This is a genomic window from Alteromonas sp. ABV4_515, from assembly GCF_056160345.1.
Genome location: NZ_JBSWWZ010000006.1, coordinates 83,948 through 108,910 on the forward strand (window position 1 = coordinate 83,948; position 24,963 = coordinate 108,910).

Genomic DNA, 24,963 nt, shown 5'->3' on the forward strand with positions numbered 1-24,963 from the left:
CCTCAACGGATTCACTGAAAAAGCGCTGTTTAAAGCGCTTTTTCCAGTTCCGGCAGAATTTCAAATAAATCGCCTACTAACCCGTAATCAGCGACCTGAAAAATCGGGGCTTCTTCGTCTTTGTTTATCGCAACAATGACTTTGGAATCTTTCATCCCGGCCAAATGCTGAATGGCGCCAGAAATTCCTACTGCAATGTACAAATCAGGGGCGACGATTTTACCGGTTTGCCCCACCTGCATATCATTTGCAACAAAGCCCGCATCTACCGCGGCTCTCGACGCGCCAATGGCCGCACCGAGTTTGTCAGCGATGGCTTCCAACAGTTTAAAGTTTTCACCATTTTGCATCCCCCGGCCGCCGGAAATAATCACGTTGGCCGCGGTCAGTTCAGGCCGTTCCGATTTAGCGATTTCGGCACTGATAAACATCGATTTATCTTTGCCTGCTGGCACATTCACCGACTCGACAGGTGCGCTATTTCCTTCTACTGCACCTTCGAATGCCGATGTGCGCACCGTAATAACGTGCTGAGTTTCATCTGACTCAACGGTAGCAATGGCATTGCCAGCGTAAACTGGACGAACAAACCGGTTAGGCGCTTCAATGGCGATAATGTCGGAAATCTGCGCAACATCGAGTACTGCAGCCACCCTTGGCATAATATTCTTGCCCGTAGTGGATGCGGCGGCCAGAATATGACGGTAATCGCCTGCCAACGTCACTATCAATGCGGTAACTTCTTCCGCCAGCTGGTGACCTAACGATGAACCGTCTGCTAACAATACCTTTGCCGTAGACTCAAGCTTCGCCGCTGCATCTGCTACAGGTACACAGTTTTCACCCGCAACAAGAATATGAATCTCGCCGCCCAACTTAGCGGCTGCCGATACCAGTCTTGCGGTTTCCGGCTTCAGGCTCAGGTTATCATGTTCAGCAATAATCAGTGTTTTCATGAGATCACCTTCGCTTCATTTTTCAGTTTATCCACCAGTTCTGCCACGTCCGCCACTTTAATCCCGGCACTGCGTTGAGCGGGTGGCGTGACTTTTATGGTTTTTACTTTGGATACCAGTGAAACTCCAAATTCATCTGCCTCGATGGTATCCAGAGGTTTACGCTTGGCCTTCATAATATTCGGCAACGTGGCATAACGGGGTTCGTTCAGTCGCAAATCGGTGGTAACCACAGCAGGCAAATTAAGGCGTAGTGTTTGCAACCCGCCGTCGACTTCACGGGTTACGGTTATTTGGTCATTTTCTACAGAGACTTCAGAGGCAAAAGTACCTTGCGGCATATCTGCCAACGCAGCCAGCATTTGTCCGGTTTGGTTATTGTCTGAATCAATGCTTTGTTTACCCAGAATAACCAATCCAGGTTGTTCTTTTTCAACCACCTTATTGAGTAATTTTGCGACCTGTAAGCTATCAAGACTCAGCTCGGTGTTAACATGAATACCCCGGTCTGCCCCGAGCGCCAGTGCCGTTCTTATTTGCTCATGACAGGCTTTTGTTCCAATCGAAACCACCACAACTTCAGAAGCCAAGCCCTTTTCTTTCAGGCGAATCGCTTCTTCTACTGCAATTTCGCAAAATGGATTCATCGCCATTTTAGCATTGGTCAGATCAACCCCGGATTCATCTGCTTTAACACGCACCTTTACGTTGTAGTCCACAACGCGCTTTACGGGAACGAGTATTTTCATTTTGCACCCCATTCTGTCGGTTAATTTATCGCCATTTAACGTGTGGGCCTTTACTTCTTCAACGACAAGCAATAATGCACTGTCAGCATTTGTTACCACTTTTCGAAGCAAGCCTTCTTTCTGTTACCTGACTTTATCTTTACGTTAACGTAAACTTAGCATGCAATTTACTTTCTGTTGACGTAAACGTCAACCTGATTACAAAAACAAGCAATGCGGAGGAGTCATGGAAAGAGAATCGATGGAATTTGACGTTGTTATCGTTGGTGCTGGCCCAGCAGGCCTTTCTGCTGCGTGCAGGTTGATGCAGCAAGCTTCATCTTTAGCTGAACCTCTGACGGTGTGCGTAGTTGAAAAAGGTTCAGAAGTCGGTGCGCATATTCTTTCCGGCGCTGTATTTGAAACAACGGCATTAAATGCGCTGTTTCCTGACTGGAAAGAAAAACATGCACCACTGCATGTGCAGGTAACGGAAGATGATATTTACTATCTTCGTGATAAGCAGCGAAGTCATAAAATCCCCAACAGCCTTGTTCCCCGCACGATGCATAACCCTGGGAACTACATTGTATCTATGGGTAATGTTTGTCGGTGGCTGGCAGAACAAGCGGAAGCCTTAGGTGCAGAAATTTTCCCGGGTTTTCCGGCAGCAGACATTCTGTATGATGACAATGGCGCCGTGGCCGGTGTGATTACCGGTGATATGGGCGTTGCCAGTGACGGTAGCCATAAAGAGGGGTTTATGCCCGGCATGGAACTGCGGGCAAAATATACCCTTTTTGCCGAAGGTTGTCGGGGACATCTGGGAAAGCAATTAATTGAAAAATTCAGTTTAGATAAAGATAGCCAGCCTCAACATTATGCGCTTGGATTTAAAGAAGTATGGGATATCGATCCTGCGCTTCATCAACCTGGCAAAGTTATTCATACCACGGGTTGGCCACTTTCAGAAGCCACTGGCGGCGGCTATTTATATCATGCCGAAGATAATCAGGTATTTGTCGGATTAATTGTAGACCTTAATTACACCAATCCAACTTTGAGTCCTTTTGATGAATTTCAACAGTTAAAACACCATCCTGTATTTAAACGCTATCTCGAAAATGGAAAAAGGGTTTCTTATGGTGCCAGAGCCATTGCGAAAGGCGGCTTTAATTCCTTACCAGAAATGGCTTTTCCTGGCGGTATGTTGGTGGGATGTAACGCGGGTACCTTGAATTTTTCTAAAATAAAAGGAAATCATACGGCAATGAAATCCGGTATGCTCGCCGCGGACACCCTAATTAAACAAATGACTCAAAGCTCCCAACAGTCGTTAGAAGCAGAATTTAGCCAGCAATTTAAACAAAGCTGGTTATTTAATGAACTACATAGTGCAAGAAACTTTGGTGCTGCAATTCACAAATATGGTGCATTCTGGGGCGGCGCATTTAATACTTTTGAACAGAATGTACTGAGTGGTAATTCAAAATTTGAAATTGCCGACAGGAATGCAGATTACGTTTCAATGAAAAGTATTCAAGATAGCGAAGTTCACACGTACTCTAAACCCGATGGCATTCTTAGTTTCGATAAGCTTTCATCCGTGTACCTGTCGAATACAAATCACGAAGAAAATCAGCCTTGTCACCTTAAACTCACCGATGAATTAATTCCAATTAATGTGAATTTGCCAAAGTTTGACGAGCCAGCGCAACGTTATTGCCCTGCGGGGGTTTATGAAATAGTAGAAGATGGCACGAGCAAAACTTTACAAATAAACGCACAGAACTGTATTCACTGCAAAACCTGCGACATTAAAGATCCTTCACAAAATATTCAATGGGTAACACCTGAAGGGGGTGGCGGTCCAAACTATCCGAATATGTAAGCGCTCTTAAATAGTGATCTATCTCATTTTTTATGAGTATTTATCGAATTAAATAAAAAAAGCAGTGTCACGCTGCTTTTTTTAGACTAAAATTTAAATACCCGTTTAATTACATAGAAAACTAACACAAGGTTGATTAATGAGCGACTTTTTAGAAATTTTAACTCACGGAAGACGTTTACAAGGTGCAGTAAAGGATTTAAGCACAGCCGAATTAGAATCTGTACAGGAAAAATTAACCAACATTATCGAGAAGCGTAAAGAAAAAGATCTCGAAGAACAGAAAGAACAGCAAGAAAAACTGCAAAAAATTGCAGACATTCAGAAGCAGCTCCAAGAAGCTGGCCTTGATGTTAGTGATTTAGAATCCGCACCTGCAGAAAAGAAATCTACTGGTAAGAAACGTCCTGTTAAATACACGCTAACAGACAGCGATGGTAAAGAGCATCCATGGACAGGTATCGGTCGTATGCCTCGCGTATACAAAGATGCCCTTGAAAGCGGTAAATCTCTCGAAGATTACGCGATCTAATTTCTAAATTTACGTTAATTTACAAAGGCGACATTGGTCGCCTTTTTTAGGTTATGACATGCCCTCCCCGCTAAATTACTCTTATTTTGAAAAAAACGATTCCGATGTACTTTTAGTCGTTATTCACGGTCTATTTGGCACCATGGATAATTTATCTGTGGTAAGACGCCATTTTGTCGATTCCACGAATGTACTCACCATCGACCTGCTTGATCACGGTGAATCCAAACACATTGATAAGTTTTCACTCGACGCCTGTGTGGATGCGTTACTTCCCCTTGTTCAGCAATACAAAAAATCGAAAGTGGCTATCGTTGGTCATTCTCTTGGCGGTAAAGTGGCCATGCGGTTTGCACTGCGTTATCCCAATGAGCTGGATTCGCTGATTGTTGCAGATATCGCTCCAGTGACCTACAAACCGCGACATGACGACATATTCAAAGGGCTGAATTCGGTTGATCTCGGTGCAGTGAACAAACGCTCTGACGCAGATGCAGCGATGAAACCGTTCATCCAGGAAGCGGGCGTACGACAGTTCCTGTTGAAAAGCTTGTATCAAGGTGAGCAGAAAAACTGGCAATGGCGATTTAACCTTGCTGGTCTGGAAGCAAATTATCAGGAAATTATTGGCTGGCAGACTATTGATGCCGTATTTGATAAGCCAACATTGTTTATCAAAGCGGGTAATTCAGATTACATCGATATGAATATGCAAGGCACCATTGCTGATTATTTCCCAAAAGCACGTGCTCATGTTATTGAAGGCGTGGGACACTGGCTGCACTCTGAAAAGCCAGATGCATTCAATCGGATTATTGAAAAACAGTTGGCGCGCCCATAACAACTGATATAGCGCAAAAATGTCATTCATTTCACTGCGAGTGAGATAAATTGTGTGCTATAGTTTGCGCCGATTTTGGACTAAGTAAAACTATGCTTGCTGAAAATTACGAAACCATCGAATCCATCATGTTCACTTTGGGCCTGATTGGCCTGTTTCTGTTAATGGGCTACGCCGTTCATGATGTTTTGAAAAGTAATGATGTACCGTTGATTGGTCGCGTGGTGGCCTACGGAGTACTTGGCCTGGGTGCACTGGGTTTCGTTGCCAAAGGTATCATTGAGTTGTTCTTCCTGAGCACTGGCGTGTAATTTCACAAGATATATCGGACAGAGGTTAATTATGGCAAGTGTTGGCTTGTTTTTCGGTAGCGACACAGGAAATACCGAACACGTTGCGAAAATGATTCAAAAAGAATTAGGTAAAAACCTGATTGATGTTCAGGATATCGCAAAAAGTACCAAAGAACAGATCGCAGAGTTTGATTTGCTTATCTTCGGCATTCCAACCTGGTATTACGGTGAAGCACAATGCGACTGGGATGATTTTTTCCCTGAACTGGAAGAGATCGATTTCAATGATAAACTGGTCGCGATTTTTGGTTGCGGAGACCAGGAAGACTACGCAGAATATTTCCTGGATGCCATGGGCATGGTACGCGATATCGTAGAACCCCGTGGTGCTATTCTGGTTGGTCAATGGCCTACTGAAGGTTATGACTTTGAAGCCTCCAAGGGCATGGCAGACGATGATCATTTCGTTGGCTTAGGTATCGATGAAGATCGTCAGCCTGAACTCACTGAAGAGCGTGTTCGCGCCTGGTGTAAGCAGCTTCACGAAGAGTTATGTTTAGCTGAATTGGCTTAAAGCATATACTTTTAAAAGAAAACGGGCTGCAGCCCGTTTTTTTGTACCTGTGTTAAGTTGTTTTAATTTAAACCTTAAAGCGCTCAATTACCGCCCTTAAGCCCTCCATTTGTTTGTCTACACGGCCACTCGACTCATTGGCCTGGCGTGTGCTTTGCGCACTTTCGTCTGCCAATTTAACAATCGCATCAAGATTACCTGCCACTGCGGTTAGTAATGCATTCTGCGCATGGGTATCTTGTACAAAAGATTCATTGAAAGCCTGTAGCTTAGCGATAACATCGCTAATGTCGTTCACTTGCTGATAAACCTGCTCACTCACCGACACGCCCTGTTCTGCTTTTTCTTTACTGATGTTAATGGCTGTTACCGCGTTTTGCGCATCACGCTGTAAACTACCAATCATACTCTCAATTTCTTCTGTAGAATTCTGGGTACGGTTGGCCAGAGTCCGTACTTCATCAGCCACCACCGCGAAACCTCGCCCCTGCTCTCCTGCCCGAGCTGCTTCAATGGCAGCATTCAGCGCAAGCAAGTTTGTTTGTTCTGCAATGGTTTTAATGACATCAAGAATAGAGCCGATATTTTTACTGTTTTCTTCAAGACGACCGATAATAGTTGCAGATTCCAGCGCCTGCGCAGATTGCTCTGCGACCTGCTGACGATTTTGCTTCACCATATCAGACGTTGCCCTTGCTTGTTCGGCCACGCCATTTAACTCATTAAGCGCTTGTTCAATCATCGCCAGGTTTTTCTGACTGGTTTCACGGACATTATCGGTGTCAGCTGAAGTTTGGTGCACCCGATCTCGTTGTTGATCCACCAGCGACAAACTGCGTTCGCCCATTTTCATGCTTTCCTGAGCAACGCTAAGTACGGCACGCTCTTTATCCTGAATGTTACCGATAAGTTCTCGCAGAGCATCAGCCAAGCTGTTTACCTTTGCAGCGAGATCAGCAAATTCATCGTTACCATCTTGTGCCAAACGATAAGATAAATCCCCCTGACTCAAGCGCCCGAGCCCAGCGTTAATTCTGCCCAGTGGCCCCGCGATGCTCTTTCTCACGGTTAAGGTAAGTACGACAGCTGCCAACAGGCCAATACCGCACACAATGAGAGTATCGAGTAAACTATCCTGAACCGTGTCGAGAATAAGGTTTTGTCCTTCGAGGGTTTCTGCAGACACTTCATCATAGAGCGTATTAATTGTCGCCATGGCGTCGGTGAAGGCATGATTGGCAATAAGTCTGCTATTTGCTGCAAGCTCGATACGCGCTATTTTATTTTCTTGCAGAGCAATTATGCCGTTGTCACCTTCAATAAATCGCACTACCTCGGCATATTCAGATTGAAATTTCTCTACAATGCCGTCTGTATCCATGCCGTCGGCTGAGCGTAAAAAGTACGCTTTATCAACATCCAGGTTGCTCAGTTGATAATTGAGGTCTGATAATAATTTAGCGGACTGGTTTGGTTTAACCGATTCGACAAGTTCACCCACTAACGCACTGAGCGTAATGAGCTTGTTATCGATGTTCGTCCCCAGGCCCGCTAGCGCATCAAAACCAGGCTGGTCCGACTCAAGAAAGCTTAAATCCATCATCAACGCACCAGCTTCATTGATGTGCGCCTGGGCACTGGTTAGTTTCTTAGCCAAAGCAAACTGGTCTTCTTTGCTCTCTTCCAGGGCAGCATACATTTTCATGCTTTCACTAATAAATAACTGAGTGGACTCTACAGCCTGTGCAGCTTCCTGATTATTCGAAAAGTGCGTGTCGAACACCGACATCTCTTCAGCCAATACTTCACTTAGTGCAGCGAATTCCGCGTGGTTTTCTTTGAGCGCTGTGGCTTCTTCGGTGAAATAACCGTTTACCGATATGTTGGCCAATAGCTGGCTATCGGTTTTAAGCGACATCATACTCGTTTGCAGCGGCATTTTTTCTTCTACCACGGCACGGGCAGATTGCCGAATGTCGGTTAAACCCAGGTAAGCAAGCAAGCTGGTAGTAAGGAGCAGGGAGCCAAATAAAGCAAAACCCAATGTGATTTTTTGAACTACTGTTAAGCGCATTAGACGGTCTCAACCCTTTGTAATCATGAAATCAGTGCATTGCACTGATAATCTTAATTTATATTGTTATTTTTTGCGTAATTCAGTCGAAAATTAACATCGCCTTTTGACCTGCATATTGACTGAATTACAAGAGGTCATACCTGTCTTTAAGATTAACCTTATTAATCTGATAATAAAATAACATGTTTTATTTTTGTTAAAATACTGAGGGAAATCGTTTTACTCTCACATCGTTATCACTGGTGAAAAAATGAATAGTGCGCATCAACAAGCGCAAATAAATGTGAAGAATTCGTCGGCATGTACTTTCAAATGAAAACAAAGTACCTATAATGAGCGATTAAATAAAAGTGCGTATAGAAGTGGTTATCTATGGATCAAAATAAAGAACTGAAAAAAGCGGGCCTAAAGGTCACGCTTCCTCGTTTAAAAATTCTGCAGATACTGCAGGAGCCGGCTAATCAGCATATCAGCGCTGAAGACGTGTATAAGATCCTGATTGATCAGGGCGAAGAAATTGGTCTGGCTACCGTGTATCGCGTCCTTAACCAATTCGACGATGCGGGCATTCTTAACCGTCACCATTTTGAAGGCGGTAAGTCAGTTTTCGAAATCAGCCATAAAGAACACCACGACCATCTCGTTTGCCTAAAGTGTGGCAAAGTTATTGAGTTTGAAGATGAGCTTATTGAACAACGTCAGATCGAAATTGCTGAACGGAACAACATAAAGCTAACGCATCACAGCCTCTATCTTTACGGTGAATGTAAAGACGGCAACTGTGACAAAACAGAATAAGAAAAAAGCCTGCTTTGAAGCAGGCTTTTTTTACAACTCAAATTTGTGGCGATTAAACACGCGAATAGCTTGTAGCCAAATATCCCCGACTTTGCCGCTACCTACCGGTTTGTCATCTACCGATGTCACAGGCGCGATTTCTTTGCTTGAACTGGTCAACCAAACCTCATCGGCATTATCCAGTAAGGCTTTCGTTATGGGCTTCTGCTGCACCTCAATCCCCTCAAGCTTGAGGCTGTCGATCACCAGTTTACGGGTGATACCCGGTAGAATTTGATTATCGAGAGGTGGGGTCATAATTACGCCGTCTTTTACGACAAATACATTGCACGCACTTGCTTCGGTAACTTCGCCTTTGTGGTTCAGTAAGATTATTTCCTGCTTTCCGGCACTTTTGCCTTGCTGAAAATGCATTACGTTACCTAGCAAAGAGGTCGATTTAATATTGCAGCGTTGCCAGCGTTTATCTTCACCGGTGATCACGGAAAAAACAGGCACTTTGTTTATGTCTTCAACTGGCGGCGCAGCCGTAGCAAAAGCAAAGGCAAACACCGTTGGCGGAATATCTTCCGGATACCCATGCGCCCTATTCATCACGGTGCCTCGGGAAACCTGAATATAAATTCCAACAGAGTCAGACTGAAGATGTTGTGCGTTTTTCTGCACCAGCGCAGAGACCAGTTCACGCCATTCTATTTCGGATTTAGGATTGGTAATAGACAACGCATCAAGACCGTCTTGCAGTCGAGACAGGTGTGCGCCCATGCCAACGGGCTTGCCGCCAAGAGTGGGAATTACTTCATAGATACCGTCGCCAAAGAGAAAACCACGGTCCATAGGAGATATTCTGGCTTCTTCCAGCGGAAGATACGAATCGTTTAAAAAAGCCGTTGTCATCAGTAACACTTATTCCTGAAAAAATCGTTTAATCTTAGTTTCTTTGAGAAGCCAGATACTTCTGGCATTGTTTGCATCGACAGGTGTAAAAGCAAGTTCACTTCCTGCCACGGCCTGGGCTAATCGCGGGATGTCGTAACTGGCAACAACGCCAATTTTGGGATAACCGCCCAAGGTTTGCCGATCGGCGAGCATTATAATTGGCTGACCATCGGATGGCACCTGTACAGAACCGAAATTAATCCCCTCTGAACGCATCGCCGTTAACGAACTTGGCACAGCGGCCCCCGACAACCGCATGCCCATACGATCGCTTTGCGGCGCAACGGTATAAACAGATGAATAGAAGGTTGCTTGCGTCACGCTGTCAAAGGCAAGATGCTGATAACCCGGAATAATGTCGACAGCTGTGGATAATGAAAAATCAGGACGTAACGAAGACGGTATTTTTCTGGTCGGAGTTATTGCTCTTGCCTTCATTGGCAAATCATCTCCCGCCTTCAGCGGCGAACCGTCCCCTCTAAGCCCACCCAGTTTTTCTCGCATTACGGTACAAGCCGAACCTGCCACTGTGGGAACCTGCCAATCCGCCGACACCGCAAGATAATAGCGCTGCCCTATTTGCTCAGCCGATACTTGAATAGTTTGCCCGGGCTTTACCGTTACCGTTTGCCAGGTCGGAAATTCGCAGTCATCAATGGTGAGGTGAACATCGGGCCCGCATAAGGCAATGGTAGCCGCCATATTAAAACGAAAAGCGGCATTCCCCACAATTTCGATGGCTGCGGTGTCGATAGCATTACCACACAACCACTGAGCAAACCGAAAACTCATGGGGTCCAACGGACCAGAGCCTGAGAAACCCTGGTCCTGCATACCAATTCGACCGCCATCCACCAGCAGACTCACAATTCCAGGGCTGATTACGTTAAGCGCCGTCATGCTTGTATATCCCACTGTCGAAATGTGTCTTCGTCGATACCATAAAACGATACCGTATCGCCCATGTTTAATAGCGCCGGTTGCTCTGCCCCAGAGCGAAACATGGCTACCGGCGTAAGTCCGAGTAACTGCCATCCGCCGGGCGAGCGCTGCGGGTAAACCGCACTTTGTTTATCGGCCAGGGCCACAGCACCAACGGGAACGGCGGTACGAGGCGATTGTCGTCGGGGCACGTTTAAGGTATCAGCACTGTCACCCAGGTAAGCAAAACCTGGCGCAAACCCCACCGCGTAAACACGATATGTGGTGGCTGTATGGGTATTGATAATGCCATCTTTACTGAGGCCGGTTAAACGAGCAATATCTTCCAAATCATTGGCTCCAGGCGCGCCGTACCACACGGGAATACGGTGGTGTTTACCGGCAATGACATTATCCTGGCTAACGGGTAATTGGCGAATAAACTGATACACACCATGATCATCAATAGCGAATGGATCGAAGATGACTAGCAGAGAATCAAACGACGGTATGGCTTCACGAAGCCAAATTGGCGAGGCGGCTTTCAATGCCTGATGACAATTCGACACTCTGGCACTGGTTGCCTGAGTATCGTTGTCTGAGAAGTATAATATCAGTCCATCCAACCCGGCATACTCAATACGGCTGACGGCATTAAATGGCTGCATCATTTAGCATCGTCCTGAAGGTTTTTACCATTTCCACAGCGCCGGTTGAATCGCCGTGTACACATAACGTATCGACTTCCAGCGGTAGCTGGCGGCCACTTTCTGTTGTCACAGTGCCATCGGCAAGTAGTTGACGCACCTGTGTTTCAGCTTGTTGCGTGTTAAGCACAGCCCCCGCGAGTCGCCGAGACATCAGATAGCCATCATCGGTATAGCGACGATCGGCAAACGCTTCAAACATCAACGGTAGTGAAAACTGCGCCGCTTCTTCACGCAACAGATTTGCCGAAGGGTGCGCTTGAATCATCAATGTCAACTTGCCGTTGCCGATTTCAGCCACCGCCTCCATCACGGTCTGACGGATGCGCTTGTCTTGCATCAAATCGTTATACAGTGCGCCGTGGGGCTTAACGTAGCGCACGGTTTCACCTTCACACACTGCCATGCCGCTCAGGGCCGCCACCTGATATTGAATACAGGCTTTGAGTTCTAAAGGGGACATGGCCATTGAGCGTCGGCCAAAACCTTGTAAATCAGGATAAGAAGGATGCGCACCTATTGTTACACCAGCGCTAGCTGCGGCTTTAATTGCCTGTTTCATAACAACCGGATCGCCAGCATGAAAGCCACAGGCAATATTGGCCTGGTCGATATAATCCATTACCGAGGCATCTACCGGCATGGTCCAGGCCCCAAAACTCTCACCCAAATCGCAATTCAACTTCATAATGGTTTAGCTAACTCCGACAATTCGTTATCATACTACCTGTATTTACTTTTACAGTCAGTCCCTGATGATAGACATTGGAAAAATCAATCTTTTACGCGTTGCCGAAGAATTACCTTTCGGCTTTCACCTCACTACCGGTGACGACAACGATCCCCTTGTACTGCTTTCTCACGAAAAAGCCACAGATTTAGATCAGCCTGTTAAGCCAGGAGACGAGCTTAGTGTGTTCGTTGGTCTGGATGAAACCGGCAATCTCGAAGCCTGGCCCAATGCTCCCATAGCGAATGTGGGCGAAACGGTGGTACTTAAGGCCGTGGGTGCGACACATTTTGGCGGCTTCTTCGACTGGGGTGCAGACCGTGATTTGCTGGTACCATCAGGGATGCAGGAAACGCCGGTAAATGAAGGCATGCACTATGTAGTGCATATTTATATTGATGAAAGTACTAACCGTATTTTAGGTGCCACCAAGCTGCATCGATTCCTGAAAGAAAGTGCGCCTTATTTGAAAGCCGGCGATGCGATTAATTGCATTGTTTACGGAAAAACCGAACTGGGCTTTAAGGTTGTCATCGAGAAGCAATATCTGGGACTTATTTTTCACAGTGATGCCTACAAGAAATTACGCATCGGCCAGGAATTGGAAGCGTTTGTAAAAACGGTACGTGAAGACGGCAAAATTGATGTTGCCCTACAGCGCACCGATAAAGCCGGTCGTAAAACGTTGGAAGAAGCCATTCTCGACGATTTAGAGGCGCATGGCGGCGTTTCCACGCTAACCGACAAAAGTAAACCAGAGGAAATTTATTCACATTTTAATGTGAGTAAGGCCGCTTATAAAAAGGCGCTGGGGGCACTGTATAAACAGCGTCGTATTTCCATTGATAAAACTGCCATTAGACTGAACAAATAAGGTTAAGGACAAGGTATAAATGAAAGCAAAAGTTATCTGGGACAACGACCTTACGTTTACCGGTACAACAGATTCCGGATACAAAACGGTGATGGATGGCAATGGCCAGGCTATTTCCCCCATGGAATCGGTGTTGATTGCGGCGGGAAGTTGTTCAAGTATTGATGTTGTGGATATTTTAAAGAAAGGCCGTTTTGAGATTGAGCACTGTGAATGTGAGCTCAATGCAGAACGGGCTGAAAACCCACCTCGGGTATTCACTAAAATTCATGCTCACTATGAAGTGAAAGGCACCGGTATTACCGATAAAGCCGTTGCTCGTGCCGTACAGTTATCAGCAGAAAAATACTGTTCCGTGATGCTTATGCTCGCCGGCAATGTGGACATTGAAACCAGCTACGAAATTCTCAGCTAAAAAACGAATACCAAACATGTGAAGACGCCACTCTGGCGTCTTCGTTTTATTTCTCTCAATCGCTTAATTCCAAAAGGTAAACCAGATTTTGACCTGGATATTTCTTACCCTGGGCGCTGTCCTTTTTCAAACGTTCAGAAATGCCTTCCAAAGCAAGCTCGGTGCAAAAGTAAATACCTCCGGCGTTACCCTCGCCCGCTTTCTTTTTGCTCCACCTATCGCGCTTGTATATCTTATCGGCCTGTATCAGTTTTATTCGGTATCGGTACCTTCATTTTCAATGAAGTTCATTGGGTTTGTTTGTATATCTGCAGTGATGCAAATTGTCGCCACCTTCTTAATGGTGACGCTGTTCAAACAAAAGAACTTTGCCGTAGGCGCAGGGCTGGCAAAGAGCGAAGCTTTGGTGGCAGCAGTCCTTGGCACGCTGTTTTTCGGTAGCCAGCTTTCGCTACTCGGTTGGGTTGGGATTGTTGTAGGCGCTGTTGCTGTTTTTGTATTAAGTGGTGCAACCCGAAAGGGTGAACTAAGCATCAAAACGGCGCTAATTGGTCTTGCTTGTGGCGGTAGCTTCGCCCTTACCTCATTGTATGTCCGTGAAGCTGCTCAACTTCTCGACGTACCGTTTCCGGTTAGCGCCGCCTGGGTATTGTTATGGGTGCTGTGTGTGCAAACCGCGTTACTGGCCGGCTACATCGCGGTAAAAGAACCCGAAGTGTTTGGCCAACTTCGCCGTCAATTACCGCTCACGCTGGCTGCCAGTACAACCAGTTGCTTTGGTTCTATGTGCTGGTTCAGTGCCATGAGTATTCAGTATGTGGCTTATGTGAAAACACTCGGTCAGGTTGAAGTGCTCACCACCATGTTGATATCCGCATGGATGCTTAAAACTCCGGTTAAACGGAACGAAATAGCCGGCTTGCTGTTAATTTCGGCAGCGGCCATTTGTGTCATGTGGACGTAACAACGCCTCGCCTAATGCCGCCATATAACAATGGCGGCATTCACCATTAAATAGTTATTCAGACCACATTTAGCGACTCTTCAAATTCACCACATCTTACAAATAAAAATAACATACTGATTTAAAACATATTATTTTGTTCCCCACACCTTGGCATGCACGATGCTCATAATCGCCTATAACTAATAACAGTTCACCTTGCGGGTTTTGACCATGGAAACGAAGAAAACACATCTCTTAGCTGCCTCTCTTACTCTAGGGATGCTCACCTCACTACTCACTGGTTGCGGCGATGCTGGCGCCGTAGACGATAAGAAAAAAGACGTTATTGTTGTTAGCATTCCGGTGGAAACCACCACCATTACGCGGGGTGTCATTTCTTCAAATTACGCCACCACAGCGATCCTCGAAGCCAAGGAAGAAGCGTTTGTGGTCGCCAGAGCAGCCGGGATCATTGAACACATTTTGGTTGAAGAAGGCGATTACGTCGAGAAAGGCCAGGTGCTGGCGCAACTCGATAAACGTCGATATGAATTGAACCTCGAAAAGGCTCGGGCTGATCTAGCTGGTATCGAGCAGGAACTGGCGAAAATTAACAAGGTTTACTCCCGTAAACTGGTGAGTGATGATGCATTTCAAAAGCTCACGGCACAGTATCAATCTGCACGCGCCAATGTAGAGTTAGCCGAATTGGATTTAAAAGAAACCACCATTACCGCACCAATCAGCGGCTACATTGCAGAGCGTAATGCCAAGGTAGGGAACCTCACAGAATCCTTCCAACGTGAACGCATGTTCCACATTGTTCAGCAAAAAGCCCTACAAGGTATTGTTTACCTGCCAGAAAGCGAGCTCTCTCGTATTAAAAAAGCACAAGCCGCTACCCTTACAATTCCAGCCCTGGCGAATGAAACCGTGACCGCCCGGGTAGAACGAATCAGTCCGGTCATCGATGCCACCACCGGCACATTTAAAGTGACGCTAACCGTTCCTAACGACAAAGAACAATTAAAGGCTGGCATGTTCTCCGAAGTTGCACTGAATTATGACACCCGTTCAGATACACCACTGTTACCGCGCCAGGCATTGATCAGTATTGATAATCAAAGCACTGTGTTCGTGGTGCGCGAAGGAAAAGCGCTAAAGGTACCCGTTACCTTGGGTTTCGAAAACAGCGATATGGTTGAAATTACAAGCGGCCTGGTAGGCAGCGAGACCGTGGTTACCGTCGGTCACCAGAACCTCAAGGACCAAACACCAGTTGAAGTTGTAAACAGCTGATTTGTTTTAAAAAGGACTGTTTACTATGAATATCGTAAAACTGGCGGTTAACCGCCCGGTAGCTATCGCCATGTTCACCGCAGCCATCTTACTTTTTGGTATGGTGTCGTTGAGCAGGCTTTCCGTTAACCTACTCCCTGAACTCTCCTACCCAACCTTAACCATTCGCACAGATTACGAAGGCGCAGCGCCTGCCGAGTTGGAACAATTGGTAAGCAAACCTATTGAAGAAGCGGTCGGCGTGGTAAAAGGCGTAAAAGATGTGCGATCCATTTCCCGGGCCGGACAATCGGATGTCGTTTTAAAGTTCAGTTGGGGTACTGACATGGACTTTGCTGCGCTTGAAGTCCGTGAAAAGCTCGACATTCTGCAATTGCCGCTAGATGTTGAGAAACCCCGCCTATTGAAGTTCAATCCAGGCATGGACCCGGTGATGAAGCTCGGTTTGTCACTTAATGAAAATGCCGCAAGCACCAATACTGAACAGCGAATTAGTCAGATGAAAACGTTGCGACTTTTTGCTGAAGAACAAATTAAACGCAAGCTAGAGTCGGTGGAAGGTGTCGCATCGGTTCGCTTGGGTGGCGGGCTGGAAAATGAAGTTCAGGTATTAGTAGACCCACGTAAAGCCAGTCAGCTCGGCGTAAGCGTGAGCCAGATCATTACCCGTCTACAAGAAGAAAATGTGAATGCCGCCGGTGGGCGCCTAAACGCGAGTTCACAGGCTTTCCTGGTACGCACACTGAACGAATTCGACAGCCTTAACGATATTGGAAACGTGTTTCTCAGCCAGTTCGAGGGCCGAAATGTTCAACTTAAAGACGTGGCAAGCATACAAAACAGTTACAAAGAGCGAGATGCTATCACCCGTTTTAACGGTGTTGAAGGTACTGAAATTGCCATTTACAAAGAAGGTGATGCCAACTCCGTAGATGTGGCTCGCCGTGTTAATCAAGAGCTCACTTCTCTGCATGACGCTCTGCCACAGAATTATTATCTGGAAACCATCTATAACCAAAGTACCTTCATAAAGCAGGCTATCGATGATGTAAAAACATCAGCGATTATCGGTGGCTTACTCGCCATGCTGGTCATCTACCTGTTCCTTCGAGATTTCTGGACCACCCTGATCATTTCCGTATCGATTCCTGTTTCAGTTATTGCCACGTTCAATTTAATGTACGGCAACGATATCAGTCTGAACATCATGAGCTTGGGTGGTATTGCCTTGGCAGTGGGCCTGCTGGTAGACAACAGTATAGTGGTACTCGAAAACATCGACCGTCACCGCAAATCTCAACCGGGTGACAATGCCCGGGCTGCCGAGCGAGGCACCCGAGAAGTAGCAGGTGCTATCGTTGCTTCAACCCTCACAACCATGGCTGTTTTTGTACCATTGATTTTTGTAGACGGCGTAGCCGGTCAGTTGTTTAGCGACCAAGCGATGACGGTGTCATTTGCTCTCGCTGCGTCTTTGATAGTCGCATTAACTTTGATCCCAGCACTGGCAGCCCGTTCACGAAATACCTCGCCCGCCCACGCTGATACCTTTGAGACACCACCAAAGCCGCCACGACAGGGCTTTGTCGCCTGGGCAGTATTTGCGCTAACCTTGCCGTTTCGTGTGGTATTTGTTTATTTACCCTATGTACTAATGACACTTTGCCTGGGCCTGTGGCGGGTAACATCGATGGTACTGGGGTTTATATTTCGACCGCTTACCGCTTTTGTGGCAATAGGCTTTTCTGTGCTTGGACGCACTTACGATAGCATTATTCGTGCAGCACTCAAGCAACCCGTGCTAGTGCTTGGCATTGCTGCCCTGCTCACCGGTTCATCCTTATTGCTGATCCCTGGCATTGGCGTAGAGCTTATTCCTAAAATGTCGCAAGGTGAATTTTACGCAGAAGTAAATTTACCGGCTGGCTCCCGGGTTGAACGTACCGATGCGCTCTTGGCGGAACTGGCTGAGGTGACAAATGCACAACCCCATGTGGCACGTACGTATTCTCTTGCCGGAACCGGTAGTTTGCTAAGTGCTGCGCCCTCGCAAGGCGGCGATCATTGGGGACAGTTAAACGTAGTGATGCAGCCAGGCAGCAGTCAATTAAACATTGATGCCGTTAAACAAAGTATGCGTGTTTTTTTGGCGTCTAAAGCCGGTGTACAAAGCAAGTTTGGCGAGCCAGAACTCTTCAGTTTTGCCGCTCCACTGCAAATACAGCTTCAGGGGTATGAACTGTCACAATTGCAACGTTACAGTCAGTTAATCATGGACAGACTAGCACAAGACTCCCGATTTACCGATATTACAACGACGTTGCAGTCTGGTAATCCCGAGCTCAAAATTGCCTTCAATGAAGCTCGCCTGGCCAGATTAGAGCTCGATGCAAAAGCGGTATCTGATGTTATTGCTGCTCAGGTTGGCGGCACAGTGGCAACACAATACAGTCTTGAAGATCGAAAAATCGATGTATTGGTTCGCAACCAGCAGCGACAACGAGATAATGTAGACGACGTACGCAATATTATTGTTAATCCTGACAGTGATTATCCCGTACCGCTCTCTGCTGTAGCCGATGTTTTCATGAGCACCGGTCCGGGGGAAATTACCCGCGTGAGTCAACAACGTGTGGTGCTAATTAGCGCTAACCTGGCTTATGGCGATCTGGCTGAAGCCGTTAGCCAAGCTGAAGATCTCCTCGCTACAGTGTCACTCCCCTTATCCATGAAGGCCAAAGTAGCCGGTCAAAGCGAAGACATGGAAGAAAGCTTTGCCTCACTACAATTTGCACTCGCGCTGGCAGTATTCATGGTGTACCTGGTTATGGCCTCGCAGTTTGAGTCGCTTTTACACCCCTTACTTATTTTGTTTTCAGTACCTTTAGCCGGTGCCGGCTCCCTGTTCGGATTGTGGCTCACAGGTACCAATGTATCCGTGGTGGTGTTTATCGGTTTAATCATGCTATGCGGCATTGTGGTAAACAACGCTATTGTACTGGTGGACAAAATTAACCAATCGCGGGCAGCAGGCATGCAGAAACAAGCAGCCATTATCGACGCAGGCAAAAGCCGACTGCGCCCCATCATTATGACCACCCTCACCACTGTACTGGGGCTATTACCCATGGCTATTGGTTTTGGCGATGGCGCGGAAGTGCGCACACCAATGGCTGTAACGGTCATTTTTGGACTGGTGTTTGCCACCCTTCTCACACTGGTGTTAATTCCAGTTTTGTATCAATTGTTTGATACCAAAACGTTCCGTACGACAAACACGGAACTGGCGAACGAAAGCGGAGAGCGCACTTATGGATAAGCAAGAAGTACCGTCGCCGCGCAGTTCAGGAGCGGGTTTAGCCAGGTTTGCCCTGAGTCATCCGGTCACCGTGTGTATGTGCTTTTTATCAATGCTGATTTTCGGTGCCGTGGCGTCACGTTTACTGCCACTGGAAAAATTCCCAGGTATTGATATTCCACAAATCGTTGTGGAAGTCCCCTACGAAGATGCCACCCCCGCTGAAGTTGAGCGCATGATCACTCGTCCGCTTGAGGAGGTACTCGCTACCATGTCGGGTATCAAGCGCATACAGGCCACATCTTATGAAAACCGTGCCCAGGTGTTCATTGAATTCGACTGGGATGAGAACATCAAAGCCAAGAGCATCGAGGCCCGGGAGAAAATTGATACCATCCGCAACACCTTGCCAGACGATGTAGAACGCATTCTGGTGTTTAAATTCAACACCAATGATATGCCCGTTTTTCAGTTACGGGTGTCCAGTGAGCGAGATTTGAGTAACGCTTACGATTTATTAGATCGCAATCTTAAAAAGCCATTAGAACGCGTACCCGGCGTATCAAAAGTGGAACTCTATGGTGTACTGAAAAAGCAAATCGTGATCCATCTGAATCCCACCAAATTGGCTGCTATGAACATCGATACGCCAGCATTAGTGCAGCGCTTGCGTCAGGTTAATTTTTCAGCCAGCGCTGGTGCCCTCGGCACAGAAAATAAAGTGTTGGTGAATCCCATGGGCGAATTCACCCACATTGACGATTTCAAGAACTTTATCGTGCGTCCCGGCGTGAAATTAAAGGACATTGCCGACGTTGGACTTGAAAGTCCTGAACGCGACGAAGGGCGTCACCTTGATCGCACTTATGCCGTTGGCTTTAACATTTATCGTGAATCCGGAAGCAACCTGGTTGAAGTGGCCGACAGCGTGATGGCGGTCATTAAAAAAGCAGAAACGGACCCAGAATTTAACGGTATCAACTTATTTGTCATGGAAGATACTGCTAAAAGCGTGAGCTCCTCCCTTGGCGATCTCATTGCCGCCGGATTGCTAGGTGCGCTGCTATCGGTGATTGTTTTGTATGCCTTCCTCAGACAGCTGTCATCTACGCTTATCGTGGTGCTCTCTGTGCCCTTTTCAATTTGTATCACCCTTGGCCTCATGTACCTCATGGGTTACACGCTAAATATACTGTCACTGATGGGTTTAATGCTGGCCGTGGGCATGCTGGTAGACAATGCCGTTGTCGTCACCGAGAGTATTTTTCAGGCTCGTCAGACCGACAGCAACGCGCTGCGCGCAACACAAACCGGCATAAACCGGGTGAGCTTGGCAGTTATCGCGGGTACCGCCACCACCGCCATTGTGTTCTTGCCAAATATTGTTGGCGTCAAAATCGACATCACGATTTTCCTCGAACATGTGGCCATTGCGATTTGTATTTCTCTGTTTGCTTCGCTGTTATTGTCGCAAACATTGATCCCGTTACTGGTGTCAAAAATAAAAGTGCCGGAACAGAAAAGCCTGAGCCAACCTGGTTACATTATCCGCTATGGCAACGTACTAAGATGGTCGCTAAAGCACCAAAAAGTCACCGGGTTGATAGCCATGATTATTTTGATCAGCACGGCTATCCCCATGGGAGCTGTGAGTGGTGACGATGAAGGTAACGACGACGAAGACGGTTTCTGGCTAAACTACCACGTTACCCAGAATTATAGTTTGGAAGAAGTAGAACGCACCGTGGTTAAAATGGAAGAATTTCTGTATAGCCACCAGCAGGAATACCATATAAAGCAGGTTTATAGTTATTTCGAAGCGGGACACGCCACCTCCCGTATTACCCTGGAAGATGATCTGCCGATCCCGGCGTCAGACATTAAAGAAATGATCCGCGAAGATATGCCAAAGTTTGCTCGTGCTCGTCCGTCTTTTCAATGGAACAGCGGTGGTGGCGGTGGTGTTCGAGTAACGTTATTGGGCGATTCCACTACCCGCCTGCGAGAACTGGCTGACAATATCGTCCCCGTGCTCGCATCTATCGATGGGTTAGACGATGTGAAAGCCGACGTAGGTGCAGTAAAACAGGAATATCAAATTAAGGTTAACAGTGAAAAAGCCTGGCGCCTGGGCATAAAACCCAGAGATGTTGCCAGTCTTATCAGCACGGCATTACGTGGCAGTAACTTGCGAACTTTCCGCTACGGCGACAGTGGAGAAATAGGCGTTCAATTGAAGTTTGGTGAGCCTGCTGCAGCGTCGTTACAAACACTAAAAAGCGTTGTGATTAGCCAACAAGATGGTCGCCCAATAACCCTTGATATGGTGGCGAATATCACCATGAAGCCTCAACTTTCTGAGATCCGCCGTTTTTATCGCCAAACCGCTCTATCTATTGGCGCAAACCTCAGTGAAGATCTCACTGTTGAAGAAGCGCGCGAACGCATTGAAAATGCCATGCAATATATTGTCATGCCTACCGGCTATCAGTGGACGTTAGATGGCAGTTTCCGTAGGCAAGACGAAGCGGCTGCAGTGATGCAGATGAACATGCTGTTGGCCATCTGCATGATTTACATCGTTATGGCTGCCCTGTTTGAATCAATCTTGTTACCTACAGCGGTGATCACGTCGTTGTTGTTCTCGTTTACCGGCGTTTTTTGGGCCTTCTTGATTACAGGCACCGCTATGTCGGTAATGGGAATGATAGGGATGCTAATCTTAATGGGCATTGTGGTAAACAATGGCATTGTGCTGGTAGACCGTATCAACCAACTGATTGTTCAAGGTATGTCTTTATATGAAGCGGTCATTGAAGGTTGTATGACGCGTATTCGCCCGGTATTAATGACAGTAGCCACAACAATTTTGGGTCTGATCCCGCTCGCTGTAGGTACCACAAGAATTGGCGGCGATGGCCCCGCTTATTCACCGATGGCGATAGCAATCATTGGGGGTTTGGTGTTTTCAACGCTTACCAGCTTAATTCTGGTTCCACTCACGTATGTGGCGCTATTGCGTATGCGATATCAAGTGGGCAAGATGCTAAGAAGTAGCAAATTGAAAGTGGACAGATTGCTGAGCGCTAAGTCCGAGTAGAGAAAGTTGCGGTGCTATTGAGCAGGGCGAATATCCAACGGAGGAATGGTATTCACCCTGTTCTTTAGCCAACCCACAATTAGCTACGTGAAACCAGGAACTCGTGTACGTCTGATGCATCACGTTTTACTGAGAAATCAACCAGGTTTTCACCGTTACAAGTCAGACCGTCTTCAGCAGTAACCATACGCAGAACTTCACGTTCAGTAGCAGCGATACGACCTACGTTACGGCTCAGGTTAACGCGCAGTGCACGAACGTCGTTAGTTGCAACAGCTTTACAGAAACCAGCAAATTGCGTGTCACCTACAAAACGGTATTCTTTGTCAGCAGCAAGTGCAGGCGAAGATACAGCAGCAACAGTTAATACAGCAGCGATAGATTTTACGATAGCTTTCATAGTTATTTCCTCAGAAGTTTTGGCGAACTTGTTGTTATTGCCTCAAGGACCCTGTGCCCTCTCGACGTTTATATTTATCCTACAAAATGCGCGTAAATGCTGTTGTATTATTGTTTCAGGTGGGTAACAGGTTAGTAAAACCTAATGCGCTCATTTATTCACATTTGTAAGTAATTGAATTTACGAAACAAACAAGAGCCCGATATAACAATAGAGAATATAAAAATTTAATTAATGATAAATAAAATCTAAAAAATATGCTTGAAATGACACTTTTTGCCGTAGCCAAACTGAAAGTTTAACAAAATTTAACGGCTTTTACGGGGTCAAGGACCTATAAATAGCACCAAATTCTGTAATAAAACTACATTTCAACCCTACTTTTGACTAAGTAAAGTGGTATTTTTTTAGGCAAATATGCATCACGAGCGATATTGCCCTGGCTAAATTTTATGCGTTCCTGTTACTTAATTTCGTGTTTATAGCACCACTAATTCGCCCTCTAACGATGAAAGCTATCTGAGTCATTTGCTGGTAATCAAATCAATGGGTAAACACTATTTTGCAATATCAGTATAAAATGATGATAAAGATAACAAAATCCACTTAACATCCCCCTGCTCTATGGGATACCCTGTCTGACCTTATTTCACGACTAATCGATACCGCAATGAAACCTGTAGAACGCTCTCATAAACTGGACAATGTATGCTATGACATTCGAGGTCCAATTGCTGCGCAAGCACGCAAAATGGAAGATGAGGGGCATCGCATTTTAAAACTGAATATTGGTAACCCAGCGCCTTTCGGCTTCGAAGCGCCAGACGATATTCTTAAAGATGTGATTTATAATCTGCCCACATCCCAGGGATACTCAGATTCTTCAGGTATTTATGCTGCCCGTGTAGCGGTAATGCAGTATTACCAGCAGATGAACATTCAGGACATTCGCATTAACGATATCTTTATCGGTAATGGTGTGAGTGAAATGATCATGATGTCCATGCAGGCGCTGTTGAATACCGGCGATGAAGTATTGCTGCCTGCGCCAGATTATCCGCTGTGGACAGCTGCGGTTAGTTTGTCATCTGGCACACCGGTACACTACCGCTGCGACGAAGAAGCGGATTGGTTCCCGGATATCGACGATATTAAAAGTAAGATCACCAGTCGTACCCGTGCTATTGTGTTGATTAACCCGAACAACCCCACCGGTGCTGTTTACGATAAAGCACTGCTGCAACAAGTGGTCGATGTGGCGAAAGAGCATGGCCTGGTCATTTTCTCCGACGAGATCTACGACAAGATCCTTTACGACGGCTATAAGCATACCTGCATTGCGTCGCTAACCGACGAAGTCTTCTTTGTTACCCTTGGCGGGTTGTCTAAAAACTATCGTGTTGCGGGTTTCCGCGCAGGTTGGTTGCTGGTAAGTGGCAATAAGCGTGTCGCTAAAGACTATATTGAAGGGATCAGCATGCTCGCCTCTATGCGAATGTGTGCCAATGTGCCCTGTCAAAGTGCCATCCAAACGGCTTTAGGGGGTTACCAGAGTATTAATGACCTGGTACACGACGGTGGTCGCCTAAAAATGCAGCGTGACGTTGCTGCTAACATGCTTAACGATATTCCTGGCATTCACTGCGTGAAACCCAAAGGTGCCATGTATTGTTTCGCCCGGGTAGACGCGCAGAAATTCAACATCAGCAATGATGAGCAGATGATATTCGACCTGCTGAATGAAGAGAAAATCCTGTTAGTGCACGGTCGCGCCTTTAATCTACAGGAAGGCTGCTATTTTCGCCTGGTGTTTCTGCCCCATGCAGATATTCTGCAACCCGCCCTCGCCCGTATTGGTTCATTCTTTAAACACTATCGTCAGCACGGTCCGGCGGTATGATCGGTTAACGGGGAAAGTCAGTACCCGTTAACGTAACCTTCTTTACGGACAACCTGATATGAAAAAGCAAAGCACCTTCCTGGCCTGGATTTTACGCATGCCGCTGATCAAACGCTGGTCACTCATGCACACTGTGAAACAGGAAAATATAGCCGAGCACTCCCATCAGGTTGCTGTTATCGCGCATCTGCTGGCGGTGATCCGCAATGAACATTTCGGTGGTACCCTAAATCCGGACAGAGCAGCTACCGTAGCCCTGTATCATGAAGTTTCAGAAACCAAGTTATCTGATATTAACCATGTGACCAAATATCATAACCCCCATATTACTCGCGAGTTTAAGAAGCTTGAAGATGTGGCAGAACGGGAATGTATCGCCTCGTTACCAGCCTCACTGCAAAAGCACTTTTCCTCATTAGTCATACAACAGCAGGTTGATCCGGAATACAAAACACTGGTTAAAGCAGCCGATTTAATTTCTGCCTACCTCAAAGCCTGCGATGAAATTGCGTTTGGTAACCGTGAATTTATTCCCGTTCGCGATCGTCTCGACGGCATGCTGGCGCACTTTAAAGAAAAGTTGCCAGAAGTTCGGTTTCTGTTCGATACCTTCACCGATAATTGTTTAGTCAGCGTTGACGAACTGTCCCAGCAAGATATTTAAAACTTTTGCTTTGCCGATTTGATAATGCATGTACAAACCGCCAGTTGGTGTAAACCGTCAATCAGTGGTATGTTTTAATT

General features: G+C 46.4%; 22 protein-coding genes. 14 read left to right on the forward strand and 8 right to left on the reverse strand.

Translation table 11 applies throughout. From position 1 onward, the window contains the following. Positions 1-29: 29 nt before the first annotated feature. Positions 30-956: an electron transfer flavoprotein subunit alpha/FixB family protein gene (locus tag ACXAGX_RS14655; RefSeq protein WP_474839223.1), complete on the reverse strand. Its 927-nt coding sequence runs from the start codon at positions 954-956 to the stop codon at positions 30-32. Further along, positions 953-1,705, reverse strand: a complete 753-nt coding sequence (locus ACXAGX_RS14660; protein WP_474839603.1) for an electron transfer flavoprotein subunit beta/FixA family protein — start codon at positions 1,703-1,705, stop codon at positions 953-955. Before ACXAGX_RS14660 ends, ACXAGX_RS14655 begins: the two co-directional genes overlap by 4 nt. Before the next feature lie 226 nt (positions 1,706-1,931). Here ACXAGX_RS14660 and ACXAGX_RS14665 point away from each other — a divergent pair, with 226 nt between their 5' ends. The 5 genes from ACXAGX_RS14665 (at position 1,932) to fldA (ending at position 5,815) form a co-directional block, all read left to right on the forward strand. Then, positions 1,932-3,575 carry an electron transfer flavoprotein-ubiquinone oxidoreductase gene (locus ACXAGX_RS14665; protein ID WP_474839225.1) on the forward strand — a complete coding sequence of 548 codons (1,644 nt, stop codon included), beginning with the start codon at positions 1,932-1,934 and terminating at the stop codon, positions 3,573-3,575. A gap of 139 nt (positions 3,576-3,714) precedes the next feature. Continuing rightward, positions 3,715-4,107 carry an H-NS histone family protein gene (locus tag ACXAGX_RS14670; protein ID WP_070127756.1) on the forward strand — a complete coding sequence of 131 codons (393 nt, stop codon included), beginning with the start codon at positions 3,715-3,717 and terminating at the stop codon, positions 4,105-4,107. A gap of 58 nt (positions 4,108-4,165) precedes the next feature. Continuing rightward, complete coding sequence (locus ACXAGX_RS14675; RefSeq protein ID WP_474839227.1) at positions 4,166-4,948, forward strand: alpha/beta fold hydrolase; 783 nt, start codon at positions 4,166-4,168, stop codon at positions 4,946-4,948. A gap of 92 nt (positions 4,949-5,040) precedes the next feature. Further along, positions 5,041-5,259 carry a DUF2788 domain-containing protein gene (locus ACXAGX_RS14680; RefSeq protein WP_070127758.1) on the forward strand — a complete coding sequence of 73 codons (219 nt, stop codon included), beginning with the start codon at positions 5,041-5,043 and terminating at the stop codon, positions 5,257-5,259. Positions 5,260-5,290: 31 nt separating this feature from the next. Next, on the forward strand, positions 5,291-5,815 hold the full coding sequence (gene fldA / locus ACXAGX_RS14685) for a flavodoxin FldA (RefSeq protein ID WP_070127759.1): 525 nt from the start codon (positions 5,291-5,293) through the stop codon (positions 5,813-5,815). A gap of 67 nt (positions 5,816-5,882) precedes the next feature. On the opposite strand, the gene ACXAGX_RS14690 is transcribed toward fldA, so the two are convergent. Continuing rightward, positions 5,883-7,889 (reverse strand): methyl-accepting chemotaxis protein, encoded by a 2,007-nt coding sequence (locus tag ACXAGX_RS14690; protein ID WP_474839230.1) that lies wholly within the window; start codon positions 7,887-7,889, stop codon positions 5,883-5,885. A gap of 375 nt (positions 7,890-8,264) precedes the next feature. Between ACXAGX_RS14690 and fur the strand changes: the two genes are divergently transcribed. Beyond that, positions 8,265-8,690, forward strand: coding sequence for a ferric iron uptake transcriptional regulator (gene fur, locus ACXAGX_RS14695; RefSeq protein WP_474824743.1), 426 nt, complete (start codon positions 8,265-8,267; stop codon positions 8,688-8,690). A gap of 30 nt (positions 8,691-8,720) precedes the next feature. Here the strand turns inward: fur and ACXAGX_RS14700 are convergent, their stop codons facing one another. From ACXAGX_RS14700 to ACXAGX_RS14715, 4 genes are read right to left on the reverse strand one after another with little or no spacing between them, the layout of a single operon-like run. Beyond that, a complete protein-coding gene (locus ACXAGX_RS14700) occupies positions 8,721-9,587 on the reverse strand; it encodes an aminotransferase class IV (RefSeq protein WP_474824744.1) in 867 nt (288 codons plus the stop codon). Between the two features lie 9 nt (positions 9,588-9,596). After that, positions 9,597-10,529, reverse strand: a complete 933-nt coding sequence (locus ACXAGX_RS14705) for a 5-oxoprolinase subunit C family protein (protein ID WP_474839232.1) — start codon at positions 10,527-10,529, stop codon at positions 9,597-9,599. Then, the gene (gene pxpB, locus ACXAGX_RS14710) at positions 10,526-11,221 is read right to left on the reverse strand and encodes a 5-oxoprolinase subunit PxpB (protein WP_474824746.1); all 696 of its coding nucleotides are present in this window, start codon (positions 11,219-11,221) and stop codon (positions 10,526-10,528) included. The genes ACXAGX_RS14705 and pxpB overlap by 4 nt, the downstream gene beginning before the upstream one ends. Further along, a complete protein-coding gene (locus ACXAGX_RS14715) occupies positions 11,205-11,945 on the reverse strand; it encodes a 5-oxoprolinase subunit PxpA (RefSeq protein ID WP_474824747.1) in 741 nt (246 codons plus the stop codon). The genes pxpB and ACXAGX_RS14715 overlap by 17 nt, the downstream gene beginning before the upstream one ends. 67 nt (positions 11,946-12,012) lie before the next feature. Here ACXAGX_RS14715 and ACXAGX_RS14720 point away from each other — a divergent pair, with 67 nt between their 5' ends. From ACXAGX_RS14720 to ACXAGX_RS14745, 6 genes are all read left to right on the forward strand, one after another. After that, entirely contained in the window at positions 12,013-12,861 is an 849-nt protein-coding gene (locus ACXAGX_RS14720) for a CvfB family protein (protein WP_474824748.1), read from the forward strand. Between the two features lie 19 nt (positions 12,862-12,880). Then, positions 12,881-13,276 carry an OsmC family protein gene (locus ACXAGX_RS14725; protein ID WP_474824749.1) on the forward strand — a complete coding sequence of 132 codons (396 nt, stop codon included), beginning with the start codon at positions 12,881-12,883 and terminating at the stop codon, positions 13,274-13,276. Positions 13,277-13,364: 88 nt separating this feature from the next. Further along, complete coding sequence (locus ACXAGX_RS14730) at positions 13,365-14,240, forward strand: multidrug transporter (RefSeq protein ID WP_474824750.1); 876 nt, start codon at positions 13,365-13,367, stop codon at positions 14,238-14,240. Positions 14,241-14,453: 213 nt separating this feature from the next. Then, on the forward strand, positions 14,454-15,521 hold the full coding sequence (locus tag ACXAGX_RS14735) for an efflux RND transporter periplasmic adaptor subunit (RefSeq protein ID WP_474824751.1): 1,068 nt from the start codon (positions 14,454-14,456) through the stop codon (positions 15,519-15,521). A gap of 25 nt (positions 15,522-15,546) precedes the next feature. Next, on the forward strand, positions 15,547-18,840 hold the full coding sequence (locus tag ACXAGX_RS14740) for an efflux RND transporter permease subunit (RefSeq protein ID WP_474824752.1): 3,294 nt from the start codon (positions 15,547-15,549) through the stop codon (positions 18,838-18,840). Then, positions 18,833-21,919, forward strand: a complete 3,087-nt coding sequence (locus tag ACXAGX_RS14745) for an efflux RND transporter permease subunit (RefSeq protein WP_474824753.1) — start codon at positions 18,833-18,835, stop codon at positions 21,917-21,919. Before ACXAGX_RS14740 ends, ACXAGX_RS14745 begins: the two co-directional genes overlap by 8 nt. 79 nt (positions 21,920-21,998) lie before the next feature. On the opposite strand, the gene ACXAGX_RS14750 is transcribed toward ACXAGX_RS14745, so the two are convergent. Further along, positions 21,999-22,319, reverse strand: a complete 321-nt coding sequence (locus ACXAGX_RS14750; RefSeq protein WP_070127770.1) for a DUF3718 domain-containing protein — start codon at positions 22,317-22,319, stop codon at positions 21,999-22,001. Between the two features lie 670 nt (positions 22,320-22,989). Here ACXAGX_RS14750 and ACXAGX_RS14755 point away from each other — a divergent pair. Beyond that, positions 22,990-24,219, forward strand: coding sequence for a pyridoxal phosphate-dependent aminotransferase (locus ACXAGX_RS14755; RefSeq protein WP_474824754.1), 1,230 nt, complete (start codon positions 22,990-22,992; stop codon positions 24,217-24,219). A gap of 58 nt (positions 24,220-24,277) precedes the next feature. After that, entirely contained in the window at positions 24,278-24,883 is a 606-nt protein-coding gene (yfbR, locus tag ACXAGX_RS14760) for a 5'-deoxynucleotidase (RefSeq protein WP_070127772.1), read from the forward strand. Positions 24,884-24,963: the final 80 nt, after the last annotated feature.